At 71.8% G+C, this 15,760-nt stretch carries 15 protein-coding genes; all 15 read right to left on the reverse strand.

Translation table 11 applies throughout. From position 1 onward, the window contains the following. Window positions 1–27 precede the first annotated feature (27 nt). The 15 genes from BAY60_RS33870 to ftsZ all read right to left on the reverse strand — a co-directional run bounded on the left by BAY60_RS33870 (window position 28) and on the right by ftsZ (window position 15,578). Window positions 28–954: an RluA family pseudouridine synthase gene (locus tag BAY60_RS33870; protein ID WP_112285431.1), complete on the reverse strand. Its 927-nt coding sequence runs from the start codon at window positions 952–954 to the stop codon at window positions 28–30. Then, on the reverse strand, window positions 951–1,598 hold the full coding sequence (gene lspA / locus BAY60_RS33875; protein ID WP_112285432.1) for a signal peptidase II: 648 nt from the start codon (window positions 1,596–1,598) through the stop codon (window positions 951–953). The genes BAY60_RS33870 and lspA overlap by 4 nt, the downstream gene beginning before the upstream one ends. Continuing rightward, window positions 1,595–2,383 carry a hypothetical protein gene (locus BAY60_RS33880; RefSeq protein WP_112285433.1) on the reverse strand — a complete coding sequence of 263 codons (789 nt, stop codon included), beginning with the start codon at window positions 2,381–2,383 and terminating at the stop codon, window positions 1,595–1,597. The genes lspA and BAY60_RS33880 overlap by 4 nt, the downstream gene beginning before the upstream one ends. Before the next feature lie 5 nt (window positions 2,384–2,388). Continuing rightward, on the reverse strand, window positions 2,389–3,867 hold the full coding sequence (locus tag BAY60_RS33885) for a potassium/proton antiporter (RefSeq protein WP_112285651.1): 1,479 nt from the start codon (window positions 3,865–3,867) through the stop codon (window positions 2,389–2,391). A 260-nt stretch (window positions 3,868–4,127) separates the two neighbouring features. Then, window positions 4,128–4,787: a response regulator transcription factor gene (locus tag BAY60_RS33890; RefSeq protein ID WP_112285434.1), complete on the reverse strand. Its 660-nt coding sequence runs from the start codon at window positions 4,785–4,787 to the stop codon at window positions 4,128–4,130. A gap of 3 nt (window positions 4,788–4,790) precedes the next feature. Further along, window positions 4,791–6,245, reverse strand: a complete 1,455-nt coding sequence (locus BAY60_RS33895; RefSeq protein WP_245992927.1) for a sensor histidine kinase — start codon at window positions 6,243–6,245, stop codon at window positions 4,791–4,793. Next, complete coding sequence (locus tag BAY60_RS33900) at window positions 6,193–6,489, reverse strand: hypothetical protein (protein WP_112285435.1); 297 nt, start codon at window positions 6,487–6,489, stop codon at window positions 6,193–6,195. Before BAY60_RS33900 ends, BAY60_RS33895 begins: the two co-directional genes overlap by 53 nt. Before the next feature lie 85 nt (window positions 6,490–6,574). Further along, window positions 6,575–9,745: an isoleucine--tRNA ligase gene (gene ileS, locus BAY60_RS33905; protein ID WP_112285436.1), complete on the reverse strand. Its 3,171-nt coding sequence runs from the start codon at window positions 9,743–9,745 to the stop codon at window positions 6,575–6,577. Between the two features lie 370 nt (window positions 9,746–10,115). Then, window positions 10,116–10,709 carry a hypothetical protein gene (locus BAY60_RS33910; protein ID WP_112285437.1) on the reverse strand — a complete coding sequence of 198 codons (594 nt, stop codon included), beginning with the start codon at window positions 10,707–10,709 and terminating at the stop codon, window positions 10,116–10,118. Window positions 10,710–10,801: 92 nt separating this feature from the next. After that, a complete protein-coding gene (gene wag31 / locus BAY60_RS33915; RefSeq protein WP_112285438.1) occupies window positions 10,802–11,695 on the reverse strand; it encodes a DivIVA-like cell division protein Wag31 in 894 nt (297 codons plus the stop codon). 51 nt (window positions 11,696–11,746) lie between these two features. Next, window positions 11,747–12,031 carry a YggT family protein gene (locus BAY60_RS33920; RefSeq protein WP_112285439.1) on the reverse strand — a complete coding sequence of 95 codons (285 nt, stop codon included), beginning with the start codon at window positions 12,029–12,031 and terminating at the stop codon, window positions 11,747–11,749. A gap of 31 nt (window positions 12,032–12,062) precedes the next feature. Then, entirely contained in the window at window positions 12,063–12,674 is a 612-nt protein-coding gene (locus BAY60_RS33925) for a cell division protein SepF (RefSeq protein WP_112285440.1), read from the reverse strand. A 78-nt stretch (window positions 12,675–12,752) separates the two neighbouring features. Next, on the reverse strand, window positions 12,753–13,490 hold the full coding sequence (locus BAY60_RS33930; protein ID WP_112285441.1) for a YggS family pyridoxal phosphate-dependent enzyme: 738 nt from the start codon (window positions 13,488–13,490) through the stop codon (window positions 12,753–12,755). A gap of 2 nt (window positions 13,491–13,492) precedes the next feature. Next, the gene (gene pgeF / locus BAY60_RS33935; protein WP_112285442.1) at window positions 13,493–14,197 is read right to left on the reverse strand and encodes a peptidoglycan editing factor PgeF; all 705 of its coding nucleotides are present in this window, start codon (window positions 14,195–14,197) and stop codon (window positions 13,493–13,495) included. Window positions 14,198–14,258: 61 nt separating this feature from the next. Continuing rightward, window positions 14,259–15,578 carry a cell division protein FtsZ gene (gene ftsZ / locus BAY60_RS33940; RefSeq protein WP_112285443.1) on the reverse strand — a complete coding sequence of 440 codons (1,320 nt, stop codon included), beginning with the start codon at window positions 15,576–15,578 and terminating at the stop codon, window positions 14,259–14,261. Window positions 15,579–15,760: the final 182 nt, after the last annotated feature.

Below are 15,760 nucleotides of genomic sequence, written 5' to 3' on the forward strand. Positions count from 1 at the left end.
CCCACGTCGTCGCGCCGGGCGAGGGCGTCAGGACTCGGCGCGCAGGACCTCGAGCGCGGCGGCCAGGTCGGCGGGGTACTCGCTGGTGAACTCCACCCAGCGGCCGTCGGCGGGATGCGCGAAGCCCAGCGTGCGCGCGTGCAGCCACTGCCGGGTGAGGCTCAGCTTGCGCGCCAGCACCGGGTCCGCGCCGTAGGTCAGGTCGCCGACACACGGATGCCGCAACGCCGCGAAGTGCACGCGGATCTGGTGGGTGCGGCCGGTCTCCAGCTTGATGTCCACCAGCGACGCCGCCCGGAACGCCTCGATCACCTCGTAGTGGGTGATCGAGGGACGGCCGCCCGCGACGACGGCGAACTTGTAGTCGTGCCGGGGGTGCCGGTCGATCGGCGCGTCGATCGTGCCGCGCGTGGGGTCGGGATGGCCCTGCACGAGCGCGTGGTAACCCTTGTCGACGGTGCGTTCCTTGAACGCGCGTTTGAGCACGGTGTAGGCGTGCTCGCTCTTGGCGACCACCATGACACCCGTGGTGCCCGCGTCCAGCCGGTGCACGACGCCCTGCCGCTCGGCGGCGCCCGACGTCGAGATGCGCAGGCCCGCGGCCGCGAGTCCGCCGACGACGGTCGGGCCCGCCCAGCCGGGGCTCGGGTGCACCGCCACGCCCACCGGCTTGTCGACCACCACGATGTCGTCGTCGTCGTACAGCACGCGCATGCCCTCGACGGGTTCGGCGACCACCTCCACCGGGGCGTCCGGCTCCGGCAGCGTCACCTCCAGCAGGCCGCCCGCCGCGAGGCGGTCGGACTTGCCCGCGGGCCTGCCGTCGATGAGCACGCCGCCCGTCGCGGCCAGTTCGGCCACCACCGTGCGGGACAGCCCCAGCAGCTTCGCCAGGCCCGCGTCGACGCGCATGCCGTCGAGGCCGTCGGGCACCGGCAGCATCCGCACGCTCACCGGTCCCGCTCCTGCCCGCTCGCGTCGTGCCCGTCGCCGTCCTCGCCATCATCGCCATCGCCGGAGGACCGCTTCTTCGTCTTGCGGGCGACGACCGTGCCGTCGTAGTCGCGCCCGAGCAGCGACAGCAGCACGATGAGCGCCGCGCCGACCGTGATGGCCGAGTCGGCGGCGTTGAACACGGGGAAGAACTCGCCGTTCGGCTCCAGCACGGAGATGAAGTCGACGACGTGGCCGTGCAGCACCCCGGGCGCGCGGAAGATCCGGTCGGTCAGGTTGCCCAGCGCCCCGGCGAGCACGAGCCCGAGGCCGATCGCCCAGCCGACCGAGCGCAGCCTGCTCGCGAACCAGATGATCACGCCGACGACGATGATCGCGATGACGGCGAGCAGCCAGGTGCCGCCGATGTCGAGCCCGTAGGCGGCGTTGGGGTTGCGCAGCAGCTGCAGGTACACGAGTCCGCCGAGGATGCGGACGGGCTCCTCGCCCTCCAGCGTGGCGGTCACGATGATCTTCGTCACCAGGTCCACGGCGTAGGCGAGCGCGGCGACGAGAGCGACCAGGCCGATCCGCCGCTTGGGCCGCGGCGCCTGCGGCTCGGTCTTCTCGCCCGCGGTGGAGTCGGGGCCCTGCTCGGTGCTCACCGTTCCATTGTCCACTGCGGGTTCCGGGCGCGAGCACGCAGCACCAGCGCGGCGATCGCCCCGGCCAGCACCACGGCGGCCGGAACGACCCAGCGGGCCGCGTCAGCGCCGCCGTCACCGCCGCTCGTCAGCAGGAACAACGCCGTCACCCCGCCGAGCAGGGGACTGCGGTGCAGCCAGGCGAGCACGCCGAGCCCGGCGGCCACCAGCAGCACCACGGTCGCGTCGTGGCCCGACGGCAGCAGCACCGCGCAGGCGGCCACCCCCAGCACCAGCACACCAGCCAGAGCGGCGATCCGGCGCCACAGTCCCCGCGCGGCGTAGGCGAGCACGCCCAGCAGCGCGGCGAGCAGCAGCAACGGCAGGGCCAGCGCCGCGGCGAACTCGTCGTCCAGCGGCCCGCGCAGCTCCTCGAGCACCAGGTAGCCGAGCGCGAGTTCAGCGCCCCCGGCCAGCGTCACCGTCGCCAGCCGCGCTGCGGGCACCGGGCCGCCCAGCCTGCGCGCCCTGGCCGCATACCACGCGACGGTCACCACGAACAGGCCCAGCACGGCGCCGAGGCCGTACCAGCCGGCGCCAGCGGGCTCGGTGATGTGGAACCCGTCCGGCTCGATGCCGTCGAGCGCGAGCCAGTCGCGTCGTTCCATGAACGCGTACGGCGCCCCGGACGGGCTGGAGTAGGCGAACCAGCCGAAGTCGGCCACGGGCCGCGTCGCGGCGACTCCCAGCAGCAGAAACCCCAGTAGCGCCAGCGGAAACCAGAAGTCATGCCGGTCTGCGCGCATGGCGGTCAGTCTCCCAGCTCGCCTTTCCACTTCGCGAGCGGACCGGCCCGGTCCACCGCGCGCAGCCTGCGCTCGGCCGCCACGCGCGTCGCCTGGGTGGCGACCACCAGCAGCTGGTCGCGCTCCTGCAACCGGGTGGTGTCCTGCGGGGTGAAGCCCCTGCCCTGCCGCACCACCAGGCTCACGCCCGCCCCTTGGGGCAGCCGCAGCTCGGCGAGGTAGACGCCGTGCAGCCGGGACCCGGGCTGGATGCGGATCTGCAGCAGCACCGCACCCAGCTCGTCGAGCGGCGCGGCGTCGACCCCGATCTCCTCCGGCTCGGCGTCACGCGTCAGCCCGAGCAGCCTGGCCAGCGGGCCGAGCAGCGCCCCCTGGAGCAGGGTGAACACGATGACGAGCACGAACACGGCGTCCACGAGCCGCTGGGCGCCGTCGACCCCTTCGGCGAGCGGGATGGTGGCCAGCACGATCGGCACCGCACCTCTCAGGCCGGCCCACGACAGGAACACCTGTTCCCGCCACGGCACGCGGAACGGCGCCGCGGAGATCAGCACCGAGACCGGCCTGGCGATGAGCAGCACGATCGCCCCGGCGACGAGGCCCGGCACGATGCTGTGCAGCAGCCGCTCCGGCGAGGCGAACAGCCCCAGCAGCACGAACAGGCCGATCTGCGCGACCCAGCCGAGCCCCTCGGCGAACGACAGCGTGTCCGACCGGTGCGGCAGCCGGGAGTTGCCGAGCACCACCCCGGCGACGTAGGTGGCGAGCAGGCCGGACGCGAGCGCGAGCTGGGCGGCGGAGTACGCCGTGACGCAGACGGCCACGGTCGCCAGCGGGTAGAGGCCGGTGGCGGGCAGCGCGGCCCGGCGCAGGGCGTGGGCGCCGAGCCAGCCCAGCGCGATGCCGATGGCGGCGCCCGCGCCGAGCTGGTAGACGACCTGCAGCGGCAGGCTCCAGTCGACGGCCGTGCCGGTGGCCAGCAGCACCACCGCGATGTAGGTGGGTGCGTCGTTGAGGCCGGACTCGAGCTCGAGGATGCCGGACAGGCGCTTGCCGATGCCCGCCGAGCGCAGCACCGAGAACACGGCCGCGGCGTCGGTGGAGGCGAGCACCGCGCCCCACAGCAGTGCCGTGCGCCACTCGAGGCCGACCAGCCAGTGCAGTGCGGAGCCGGTGACCGCCACCGTCACCCCGACAGCCACAGTGGACAGTGCGATCCCCGGGCCCAGTGCCGGTCTCACCGCTGACCAGCGTGTCGTCAGCCCGCCCTCGGTGAGAATCATCACCAGCGCGGCCAGTCCCAGACTCTGGGTCAGCGCGGGGTTGTCGAACTCGATGCCGAGCCCGGCCTCGCCGATGAGCACGCCGATGGCGAGATAGAGCAGCAGCGAGGGCAGGCCGAGCCTGGTGGACACCCGCACCGCGAGCACGGACGCGAGCAGGACGATGGCCCCCGATCCGAGGATGACCGGAAGGTTGTCCATCTCACCTCTCGTGTTCGCCCGCGCCTTGTCGTCCTCCACAATAGACGTCCTGGGCGCGGCGGGCCGCCGCTGCCGGCCCGCGAGTCCTGCGTTCGTGCCCGCGAGTTCTGCGTTCGTGCCCGCGAGTTCTGCGTTCCCACCGCGCGGCACCTGGCGGGAAGGCAGTACTCGCGGGCCTGAGTGCAGGACTCGCGGGCCTGGGTGCAGGACTCGCGGGCCTGAGTGCAGGACTCGCGGGCCTGAGTGCAGGACTCGCGCGGTCAGCCCAGGCGATAGCCCATGCCGCGCACGGTCAGGATGGCGTCCTGGCCGATCTTACGGCGCAGGGTGCGCACGTAGACGTCCACCACGTTGGAGCCGGGATCGAAGTCGTAGCCCCACACGTGGGACAGGATCTGCTCCCGGGACAGCACCTGGCCGGCATGCCGCAGGAACAGCTCCAGGAGCGCGAACTCGCGGGCGGTCAGGTCCACCATCCCCGCAGGCGTCTCGGCCCGCCGCGTGCGCAGGTCCAGCGACAGCGCGCCGTGGCGCAACACGGTCACCTCGGGCGCCCTGTCGGCGGGCCGCAGCCGCAGGCGGACCCTGGCCAGCAGCTCCTCGAACCGGAACGGCTTGGTCATGTAGTCGTCGGCGCCGCCTTCGAGCCCGGCGACGGTGTCGTGCACCGAGTCCCGCGCCGTGAGGATGATCACGGGCGTCGTGACACGCGCCTGCCGCATCGCGCGCAGCACGGCGAAGCCGTCCCGCCGCGGCAGCCCGAGATCGAGCACGACGAGATCGAACTCCCCGGCCACGGCGTGGGCCAGCGCGGCGTCACCGTCGGCGACGACCGTGGTGGCGAAGCCGTTGGCGCGCAGCCCCTTCTCCACGAAGGAGGCGATGCGCTGCTCGTCCTCGGCGATCAGGATCCGGCTCACCGTCTACCACCCCCGTGCCGGTAGTTCGAGGCCGAACGTCGCGCCCTGCCCGGGTTCGGACAGCACCCGCACCGTCCCGTGGTGCGCCTCGGCGATGGCCTTGACGATGGCGAGGCCGAGCCCCGCCCCGGCACCATCCCTGGCGCCTGCCTCGCCCCGCACGAACCGGCCGAAGATCCGTTCAATGTCCTCAGTGGACACACCGGGGCCGCTGTCGGTCACCCAGAACGACACCGTGCCGTCGGAGAACACCGAGCCAATGCGGATCGGGGCGCCCTCGGCGGTGTGCTGTACGGCGTTCTGCGCCAGCTGCACCATCGCCTGCGTCACCCGCTGCCCGTCGAGCCACGCCTCACCCTCACCCACCAGCTCCAGCAACCACTCGCGAGGTGCGAGGGCGCGCACCTTCGCGTCGATGTCGCTCGTCAGCTCCGGCACGGACGTCCACTCCGGACGCAGGAAGTCCGGCTGCTCGGCCTTGGCCAGCAGCAGCAGGTCGTCGACGATGCGGGCCATCCGGTCGAGCTCGTCGGTGCACAGCCGCACCACCTCCGCCCGCTCGGCCGGATCGTCGCCCATCACCTCGAGGTGCCCGCGGATGATCGTGATCGGCGTGCGCAGCTCGTGCCCGGCGTCGTCGAGGAACTGCCTGCGCGTGGCGAAGGCACTCTCCAGCCGGTCGAGCATCGCGTTGAACTGCCGGGCCAGCGCGGCGATGTCGTCGCGGCCGTGCACGGGGATGCGATGGGTGAGGTCGTGCTCGGTGAGGCGTGCGGCCGTGCGGCGCACGGTGTTGACCGGCGCGAGGATCTGCCCGGCCACCAGCCACGACACGCCGGCCGCCAGCACGAGCGCGATGGCGCTGATCACCACCAGCGTGCGCACGGTGGCGGCCGCGTCGGCACGCACCTCGTCGAGGAAGTAGCCGCTGACGAACCAGCCCGACGGCTGCGTGCCTCCGGTCTCCGGCAGCACGTCCACTCGCAGCCAGCGCAGCTCGCCGCCCTCGGTGTCCACGGTGCCCGTGGTGGCGGGGCTGGTGACGATGGCGCGCAGCAGCGCGTCGCCAAGCGGCACGTGCGCGAGCGCCTGGTCGCCCTGGCGCAGGGAACGGTATCCGGGGCCCTCCGGTGTGATGCCCAGCATCACCTCGGCCCGGTCCGGGTACTGGCTGCGCAGGTGCTGGTCGAACAGGGCCGCGGCAGGCCCCGCGCCGAATCCCGCGAAGCGGCGGAACTCCCCCGCGTCCTGCTCCAGCCCGCTGTTGACGCGCCGCTCGATGGCGCGGTACTCGAACGTCGCCACGAGCAGCACCACCGTGGCGAGCCCGCCGGTCATGACGAGCACGAGCCAGCCCATGATGCGCACCCTCGCGGGCACGCGGGTTCCCCTGCCCGCGGGCTGCTCAGCCGTCATCGTCGCGGTCGTCGCCTCGGTCGTCGCCCGGGTCGTCGTCATCGTCGGCCACCGGGGGCGGTGGCGGCAGCTGCGAGGGTCGCGTCTCGGGTGCGGGCATCGGGGCCGCGGACGGGGGAGCCTGGGTGGAAGACGGCGGCGACGACACCGCCGAGGACTCGCCGATGCGCACCACCGCGGGCTGGCTCGGCGGGCTCGGGTCGGCCAGCAACAGGCTCGCCACGATCGCCGCGACCGGCAGGGCGAGCACGGCGACCAGCGCCAGGATGCGCGGAGTGCGGCTCATGCGACCAGCCTGCCCTGCCCGGGCCGGGAGCCGGATGAGCCGCAGATGAGAACTTCTTCATCTGCGGCCCGCCCGGCTCCAGGCGTCACTGCCGGACGACGGCCACGGTGACCTTCTCGCCGTCGCCGACCGTTCCCGCGAAGCCGTCGGCCACCGGCCCGTACGACACGGCGGTGGCCAGCGTCTCCGAGGCCAGGAACCGCTCGTGCTCGCGGGCGGCCTCGGCGACGTCGGCGGGCGCGTCGACGGTCAGCGCGATCCGGTCGGCCACGTCGAGGTCGGCGTCGCGGCGGGCCTGCTGGACCACCCGCACGAGGTCCCTGGCCACGCCCTCGCGGGCCAGTTCGGGCGTGACGTCGGTGTCGAGCAGCACGAGTCCCGATCCGCCGGGCAGCTCGGCGGCCACGCCGCTGTCGGTGGCGACGAGCCGCCGCTCGTACTCGCCCTCGTGCAGCTCGATTCCCGCCGCCACGACGGCGCCCTCGGGCGACGTGCTCCACTCTCCTGCCTTGACGGCCTTGATGACCTGCTGCACGTCCTTGCCGAGCCGTGGCCCCGCCACGCGGGCGTTGACGACCACCTCGAAGCCGCCGTGTGCAGCGACGTCGGTGGTCAGCTCCACCGACTTGACGTTCACCTCGTCGCGGACGATGTCGGTGAACGGCCGCAGCACCTCGGCATCCTCGGCGGCCACCAGCAGCCGTGCCAGCGGCAGCCGCACGCGCAGCTTGTTGGCCTTGCGCAGCGACAACGCCGACGAGCACACCTGACGCACCCGGTCCATCGCGGTCACCAGCGCCGCGTCGGCGGGCAGCTCGTCCACCAGGGGCCAGTCGGTGAGGTGGACCGAGCGGCCGCCGGTGAGCCCTCGCCAGACCGCCTCCGTGGTGAGCGGCAGCAGGGGCGCCGCGGCGCGGCACGTGGCCTCCAGCACCGTGTGCAGCGTGTCGATGGCGTCCTGCTCGCCCGCCCAGAACCGGTCCCGGGAGCGCCGCACGTACCAGTTGGTGAGCACCTCGAGGAACTCCCGGACCGTCGCGCACGCGCCCGCGATGTCGCAGTCGTCCAGCGCGGCACCGACGTCGGTGACCAGCTCGTGGGTCTTGGCGAGGATGTAGCGGTCGAGCACGTGCCGCGAGTCGGTGCGCACGCGGCCCTCGACGCCTTCGGCTCCGGCGTACAGCGCCAGGAAGTAGTACGAGTTCCACAGCGGCAGCACGGCCTGGCGGACCGCGTCGCGGATGCCCTTGTCGGTGACGATGAGGTTGCCGCCACGCAGGATCGGGCTGGCCATGAGGTACCAGCGCATCGCGTCGGAGCCGTCCCGGTTGAACACCTCGGTGACGTCCGGGTAGTTGCGCAGCGACTTCGACATCTTCTGCCCGTCGGAGCCCAGCACGATGCCGTGCGAGACGCAGGTGCGGAACGCGGGCCGGTCGAACAGGGCCGTGGCGAGCACGTGCAGGGTGTAGAACCAGCCGCGGGTCTGCCCGATGTACTCGACGATGAAGTCGCCGGGGTAGTGGTGCTCGAACCAGTCGGCGTTGGAGAACGGGTAGTGCACCTGGGCATAGGGCATCGACCCGGAGTCGAACCACACGTCGAGCACGTCCGGCACGCGCCGCATCGTCGACCTGCCGGTGGGGTCGTCCGGGTTGGGCCGGGTCAGCTCGTCGATGAACGGCCGGTGCAGGTCGGCCGGGCGCACGCCGAAGTCCCGCTCCAGCTCGTCCAGCGAGCCGTACACGTCGGTGCGCGGGTAGTTCGGGTCGTCGGAGGTCCACACCGGGATCGGCGTGCCCCAGTAGCGGTTGCGGGAGATCGACCAGTCGCGGGCGTTCTCCAGCCACTTGCCGAACTGGCCGTCCTTGACGTGCTCCGGGTACCACGTGATCTGCTGGTTCAGCTCGACCATGCGGTCCTTGAACTCCGTGACCGCCACGAACCACGACGACACGGCGCGGTAGATCAGCGGGTTGCGGCAGCGCCAGCAGTGCGGGTAGGAGTGCTCGTAGGTCTCGTGCCGCAGCAGGATCGCACCCTGCTCGCCCGCCGAGCCGGTGCCGTTCTTCAGGTCGCGGATGATGCCGGCGTTGGCCTCGAAGACGTTCTGGCCCTCGTAGTCGGGCACCTGCGCGTCGAAGCGGCCCTTGGAGTCCACCGGCGTCACCGGCGTGATGCCCGCGGCATCGGTGACGACCTTGTCCTCCTCGCCGTAGGCGGGGGCGATGTGGACGATGCCGGTGCCGTCGTCGGTGGTGACGTAGTCGGCGGCGAGCACGCGGTGGGCGTTCTCGTGGCCGGCGAAGTACGGAAACGGCGGCGCGTAGCGGGTGCCGAGCAGGTCGGCGCCCCGGTAGCGGGCCAACACCTCGGGCTCCTCGCCGAGCTCCCTGGCGTAGGCGGCGAGGCGGGCCTCGGCCAGCACGAACCGCCTGCCGTCGCCGTCGGCGACCAGGACGTAGCCGACGTCGGGATGCACGGCGGTGGCGAGGTTGGACGGCACCGTCCACGGGGTGGTGGTCCAGATGAGCAGGTGCGCGCCGTCGAGTTCGCTGTCGTTGCCCTCGATGCGGAAGCCGATCGTGACGGCCGGGTCCTGCCTGCTCTGGTAGACGTCGTCGTCCATCCGCAACTCGTGGTTGGACAGCGGTGTCTCGTCGCGCCAGCAGTACGGCAGCACCCGGTAGCCCTCGTACACGAGGCCCTTGTCCCAGAGCTGCTTGAACGCCCAGATCACCGACTCCATGTAGGTGACGTCGAGCGTCTTGTAGTCGTGGTCGAAGTCCACCCAGCGGGCCTGGCGGGTGACGTACTCCTGCCACTCCCTGGTGTAGCGCAGCACCGACTCGCGGCAGGCGCGGTTGAACTCGGCGATGCCCATCTCGTCGATCTGGGACTTGTCGGTGATGCCGAGCTGGCGTTCGGCCTCCAGCTCGGCGGGCAGGCCGTGGGTGTCCCAGCCGAAGCGGCGCTCGACGCGCCTGCCGCGCATGGTCTGGTAGCGCGGCACGATGTCCTTGACGTACCCGGTGAGCAGGTGACCGTAGTGCGGCAGGCCGTTGGCGAAGGGCGGGCCGTCGTAGAAGACGTACTCGTTGTCGCCGTTCGTGCCGGGCTCGCGAGCCTCGACGGTCGCCATGAACGTGCGGTCGCTCTCCCAGTAGGCGAGCACGTCCTTCTCCAGCGCGGGGAACGACGGCTGGGAGGGAACCTGGCTCTGGGCCTGATCCCCGAAGGAAGCCTTGGGGTACATCCGGTGTGCTCCTCGCGGTTCGTCTCTCTCGCCTGGGCTCGGCCGAGCCCACGCGGGGACGACACGGCGCCGTCGCGGCGCACGTTCCGCGGTACCACCCCGCTTGCCCGCGCACGATCGCGCGAGCCTCTCGTTCGGCGGCTGTGACGGGCCGCTCCCGTCCGGTTCTACTGAGGCCCCGCGGGGCCCGTTCTTCCGGAGGCTCCCCGGTGATGGCCGGATCGACGCCCTGTGGCTACCAGATTAGCCGGTACCGCCAACCGCTTTACCGCCCGGGTTGCTCCAGTGCCGGCGAGCTCCCCAATGCCACATTTGTAGCGTTCAGCGCCACCAATGCCGCATTGGGGAGCTTTGGGCTGGGTGCGGTGGGTTACTTCTTCGACTTGCGTTTGTCGTTGTTCCGGTGGGCGGCGGCGAGCGAGGCGTCCGGGCCGCACACGGCGCACGGGGTGAAGCCCAGCTCACGGGCCTCCCTGACCGGCAACGGGATGGTGTCCTTGTCCTTGAGCCAGCTGCACTCGGCGAGGTGGTAACGCGGGTACTCGTCCACGACGAGCACCTCGGCCTCCAGCTCGGACACGATCAGCAGGTCCGCCGCGTCGGTCTCCTCCTCCGCCGGGTCGCCCGACGGGGCCTTGAGCTCGCCGGAGGCGGGCAGCATCGCCGTCGGGGGCTCCTTCGGCGAGGACGCGGCCTCGCCGACGGAACCGCCGTCCTGCTCCCCGGAGGTGGAGGCCGACGACTCGGCGTCCTCGTCGTCGGACGCCGCATCCTCGGCCCGCGCGGTGTCCTCCGCGTTCGCCGCACCCGCCGACCGCCTGCGCAGCCAGTCGGCCAGAAGCAGGAGCCCGGCGAGCACCGACAGCCCGATGGAGATCCAGGCCCACAGGGAGTCCGCCGTGATCAGTGCCGTGACCACCAGCCCGAGGGCGGCCAGCACCAGGATGAGGACGATGTAGAGCACGGTGAATTACAGCACGGAGTCGCGGGGAAACGGCCCCGACCCTCCCACCGGGAGTGTCGGAACCGTCTCGGTGCGTGCCGGCAGGCTGGGGGTCAGCCGGCCTCGGCGCGCGGGCCGAACGAGTAGCCCTGGCTGCCGCTACCCGCCGAGCCGCTGCCCGACTGGCCGGAGCCGGACGAGGACGAGGATGCCGACGCCGACGCCGACGCCGGCGCCGCGGAGCCACGGTCGTCGAGCTCACGCAACTGCGACTCGAGGAACCCGCGCAGCCGCGTGCGGTACTCCCGCTCGATGGTGCGCAGCTCCTCGATCTTCTTGTTGAGCGCGCCCTTCTCCGTGTTCAGGTTGTTCATCGTCTCGGTGTACTTGCGCTGCGCCTCGCGATCCATGTTGGTCGCCTTGTCGCGCGCCTGCCGTTCCAGGGTCTCGGCCCTGGTGCGGGCGTCGTTGAGCATCGTCTCGGCACGGGTGCGCGCCTCGTTGACCATCGAGTCGGCCTTCGACCGTGCATCCGAGAGCAGCTGCTCGGACTTGGCCCTCGCCTCGGCGAGCATGCCGTCCGACTCCGTCTTGGCCTCGGCGGTGAGCCGGTCGGCCATCTCCTGCGCCAGGCCGAGCACCTTCGCGGCCTGCACGTTGGGCTCGCCGTTGTCGCCCATGAAGCCGTGGGCCTGCGTCTGCTCCATCGACGAGGGCGGGGGCACCGGCGCCAGCCGGCGCGACGGGGTCTCGTCCCGCGGCGGGGCCTGCTGGGGAGCGGCACCCGCGCCGGCCTTCGCGGACTCCAGCTCGCTACGAGTCGATTCCAACTCGGCATCGAGCTGTTCGACCTGCTGCCGCAGCTCGTTATTGTCCTCGATCAACCGGGCAAGTTCGGTCTCCACCAGGTCGAGGAAGGCATCCACCTCGTCCTCGTTGTAGCCCCGCTTGCCGATGGGAGGCTTGCTGAACGCGACGTTATGCACGTCAGCAGGGGTCAACGACATCTGATCACCTCACGCACTCCATGGCCTGCCGGACAAACCCCGGGTTCCCCGTTACCCGGGATACGCCAGTTGCATCAGTATGAACACAACCAACAGCAGCACCATAATCGATAGGTCCAGCCCCACGCCGCCGATCCGCACTACTGGAATAATCCGGCGGACGAGTCGGACCGGTGGGTCCGTCACTGTGTAAATGGTCTCGAGCGTGACCGCAACCCCTCCCGCGGGACGCCAGTCACGGGCGAACGCCCGAACGAGCTCCACCACGATACGTGCCGTGAGCAGGAGCCAGAAGGCAAAGAGCAGCCAATAAAGGATCAACCGGACCGCGTCCACGTCACCACTCTGCCACACCTCGGATGAAGACCTAGTTTCGGAGGAACAACCCGCCCTCGGCGATGCGCCGACGGTCCTCCGCGGTCACGTCGACATCCGGAGGTGAGAGCAAGAACACCTTGTTGGTGACCTTGTCCATGGAGCCGCGCAGGGCGAACGCCAGCCCGGCCGCGAAGTCCACGAGCCGCTTGGCGTCCGCGTTCTCCATCTCCGTCAGGTTCATGATCACCGGGGCGCCGTCCCGGTAGGCCTCGCCGATCTCTCGTGCCTCCGCGTAGCTGGTGGGGTGCAGCGTGATGATGCGGCTCAGCGGGTCGCGCGCGGCCGAGAACGACGGCTCCGGCGCCGCGCGCAGCCGGGACACCGGGTCCGGCTGCCGGTCCATGGCCAGCGCTCCGTGCACCGAGGGCTCACTCGCCGTGACCGGGCGCCGCGTGCGCACGGGCGCCGGCTCCGGCTCGTCGAACTCCTCCATGACGTGGTAGCGGGGCCGGGACCGGCGGGGCTGCGGCTCGGCGTACTCTCGGTCGTCGTAGCCGTCGTAGTCGTCGGAGTAGCCGCGGCGGTAGTCCTCGTCGAAGTCGTAATCGTCTTCGGCAGGCACCATCCCGAAGTAGGCCTTCAGCTTCTGCAGCGCGCTCATGCCTCTCCTTCGCCCTCCGCGGCCGCCCCACCCCTGACGCTGAGTCACGCGTACAAACGCCGCTGTGGGTGAACCTGTCTAAGGCGAGGCTAGACCGCGACCCCCGAGCAACGCAGTTCCGACACGCACACAGGTCGAGCCGTGCGCGATCGCTTGCTCCAGGTCACCGCTCATACCTGCGGAGAGTTCGGTCGCGGCGGGATGATCAGTACGGAACCGGGCGAACACGGCGGCCAGCCGCGCGAACGCCGGCTCCGGGTCGGCGCCCAGCGGCGCCACGGCCATGAGTCCGCGAAGGTGGAGAATCTCACTCTTCTGGGCGACGAGTTCGGCCAGCGCGCCCAGTTCGCCGACCGGGCACCCTCCGCGGGCCGGATCCTCGTCGAGACTGACCTGCAGCAGCACGTCGAGCGGCCGGTCGCGCTCCCCGGCGTCCCGCGCCGTGTGCACCGCCCTGGCGAGCGCCTCGGCGAGCCGGGGCGAGTCCACCGACTGGACCTCGTCGGCCCAGCGCGCCACCGAGCGAGCCTTGTTGCGCTGCAGCCTGCCCACCATGTGCCAGCGGATCGCCGCGTCCGGGCGCAGTCCGGCGACCTCGGCGACCTTGGCCGCCGCCTCCTGGTCGCGGTTCTCGGCGAGATCGGTCACGCCGAGGCCGGCCAGCAGCGCGGCGTCCGTCGCGGGGAACGTCTTGGTGACCGCGAGCAGGCGCACCTCGTCGCGGGAGCGGCCCGCCGCCTCGCACGCCTTCCCGACCCGCTCCCGCACGGCGGCCAGCGCGCCGGCCAGTTCGGCCTTGCGGTCCTGCGTCGCCACGGTCACTCCTCCAGCCAGGTCAGCGCGGCGAGCCTGCCGGTGGGCTGCTCCCGGCGATGGCTGAACAGGGACGGGTCCTCCACCGTGCAGCGCGGGTCGACGCCGATGCGGCCCACACCGTGGTCGGCGAGCTGGCGCCACAGCCCGGCCCGCAGGTCGAGTGCCGGGGTGCCCTTGCGGCTGCGGCAGCGGCTGCCGGGCAGATGCCGTTCCACGTCGTCGGCCATGTCGGCGGGCACCTCGTAGCACTCGCCGCAGACCGAGGGGCCGAGCAGCGCCTCGATGCGGTGCGGCTCGGCGCCGAGCGAGCGCATCGCCTCCAGCGCCGAGGGCACCACGCCCACGCGGGCGCCGACGCGGCCGGCGTGCACGGCGGCCACGACCGCGGCCTCGGGGTCGCCGAGCAGCACGGGCACGCAGTCGGCGACGAGGGCGACGACGGCGACGCCGGGCCGCGCGGTCACCAGTGCGTCGGTGGCCTCGGCGGGCTCGCGCTCGGTGCCGTCCACGATCGTCGCCGTCCGGCCGTGCACCTGCTCCATCCAGGCGAGCCGGTCCTGGCGCAGGCCCAGCTCACCGGCGAGGCGGGTGCGGTTGGCCGCGACGGCGGCCGGGTCGTCGCCCACGTGCGCGCCGAGGTTGAACGAGTCGAACGGCGGCTTGGACTCGCCGCCGGCCCTGGTCGTGATGACCCGACGGATGCGCAACGACTGCAACCTTTCCCTGCATGCGGTGACGCTGACGACCCTAGCGGGCCCGGTGGTGACCTCAGCGGCGCATGAAGGGCGGAACGTCGACGTCGTCGTCGGACGGGTCGTCGGTGACGGGCATGGCCCTGCCGGGCAGGTTGCCCTGCGTGCGCGGGGCCGCCGGCGGCGGGTAGCCGCGGCCGCCTCCGGTGCCCTGCTGCGGGGGCAGCGAGCCCGACTGCGAGCCGTGACCGTTGCCCGCGGCGGGCGGCTGCGGCCGCTGCGGGGGCGGCGCGGGACGGCTGTCGGCCCCGGCCTGCGGTGGCTGGGCGGAACCGGACGGCAGGGAGCTGCCCTGCCCGCCCTCGCTGCCGCCCACCCGGCCCGCCTCGGCGGTCGCGGTGGAGCCGCGGGTGCCGAACGTGCCCGGGTCGAGCTTCTTGTGGGTGGGGGTGCCTGCGTCGAAGCCCGCCGCGATCACCGTGACCCGGACCTCGTCACCGAGCGAGTCGTCGATGATCGTGCCGAAGATGATGTTCGCCTCGGGGTGCGCGGACTCCTGGACGAGCGACGCGGCCTCGTTGATCTCGAACAGCCCCAGGTCGGAGCCGCCGGCGATGGACAGCAGGGCACCGTGCGCGCCGTCCATCGACGCCTCGAGCAGCGGCGAGTTGATCGCCTTCTCCGCGGCCTGCACGGCGCGACCCTCGCCACGCGCCGAGCCGATGCCCATCAGAGCGCTGCCCGCCCCCGACATCACGCTCTTGACGTCGGCGAAGTCCAGGTTGATCAGGCCGGGCGTCGTGATCAGGTCGGTGATGCCCTGCACACCGGAGAGCAGCACCTCGTCGGCCGAGCGGAAGGCGTCCATCAGGGAGACGCCGATGTCGCCCAGCTGCAGCAGCCGGTCGTTGGGGATCACGATCAGGGTGTCGCACTCGTTGCGCAGCTGCTGGATGCCGTCCTCGGCCTGCCGCGCGCGGCGCTTGCCCTCGAACGAGAACGGCCTGGTGACCACGCCGATGGTCAGCGCGCCCAGCTTGCGCGCGATCTGCGCGACCACCGGCGCGCCGCCGGTGCCGGTGCCGCCGCCCTCGCCCGCGGTGACGAAGACCATGTCGGCGCCCTTGAGGACCTCCTCGATCTCCTCGCGGTGGTCCTCGGCAGCCCGCTGCCCGACCTCGGGGGACGCGCCGGCGCCGAGGCCGCGCGTCAGCTCCCTGCCGATGTCGAGCTTGACGTCGGCGTCGGACATCAGCAGCGCCTGCGCGTCCGTGTTCACCGCGATGAACTCGACGCCTTTCAGGCCGACCTCGATCATGCGGTTCACGGCGTTCACACCGCCGCCGCCGATACCGACGACCTTGATCACCGCGAGGTAATTGTGCGGGGGCGTCATCGGGTTGCCTTCCTGATCGTGGTGGTGCTCATGCCTCCCGTTGGTGCCAAACCCTCAACCTCAACTCAAGGCTTAGTGTTATGTCAACTACCAACGTTGCTGCTGGACGGTAGGCATCGACAGCGCGTGAATCCAGCAGCCACGCCGAGTGTCGCAAAACGTGTTTCGCCACAACGTGTTCG

It is taken from the genome of Prauserella muralis, from assembly GCF_003202285.1.
Lineage (GTDB): Bacteria > Actinomycetota > Actinomycetes > Mycobacteriales > Pseudonocardiaceae > Prauserella_B > Prauserella_B muralis.

Excerpts from the sequence above, each read along its gene's own strand:
- BAY60_RS33880 (WP_112285433.1), bottom strand. The coding sequence starts at position 2,383 with ATGCGCGCAGACCGGCATGACTTCTGGTTTCCGCTGGCGCTACTGGGG.
- BAY60_RS33885 (WP_112285651.1), bottom strand. The coding sequence starts at position 3,867 with ATGGACAACCTTCCGGTCATCCTCGGATCGGGGGCCATCGTCCTGCTC.
- BAY60_RS33895 (WP_245992927.1), bottom strand. The coding sequence starts at position 6,245 with ATGACGACGACCCGGGCGACGACCGAGGCGACGACCGCGACGATGACG.
- BAY60_RS33900 (WP_112285435.1), bottom strand. The coding sequence starts at position 6,489 with ATGAGCCGCACTCCGCGCATCCTGGCGCTGGTCGCCGTGCTCGCCCTG.
- ileS (WP_112285436.1), bottom strand. The coding sequence starts at position 9,745 with ATGTACCCCAAGGCTTCCTTCGGGGATCAGGCCCAGAGCCAGGTTCCC.
- wag31 (WP_112285438.1), bottom strand. The coding sequence starts at position 11,695 with ATGTCGTTGACCCCTGCTGACGTGCATAACGTCGCGTTCAGCAAGCCT.
- BAY60_RS33925 (WP_112285440.1), bottom strand. The coding sequence starts at position 12,674 with ATGAGCGCGCTGCAGAAGCTGAAGGCCTACTTCGGGATGGTGCCTGCC.
- ftsZ (WP_112285443.1), bottom strand. The coding sequence starts at position 15,578 with ATGACGCCCCCGCACAATTACCTCGCGGTGATCAAGGTCGTCGGTATC.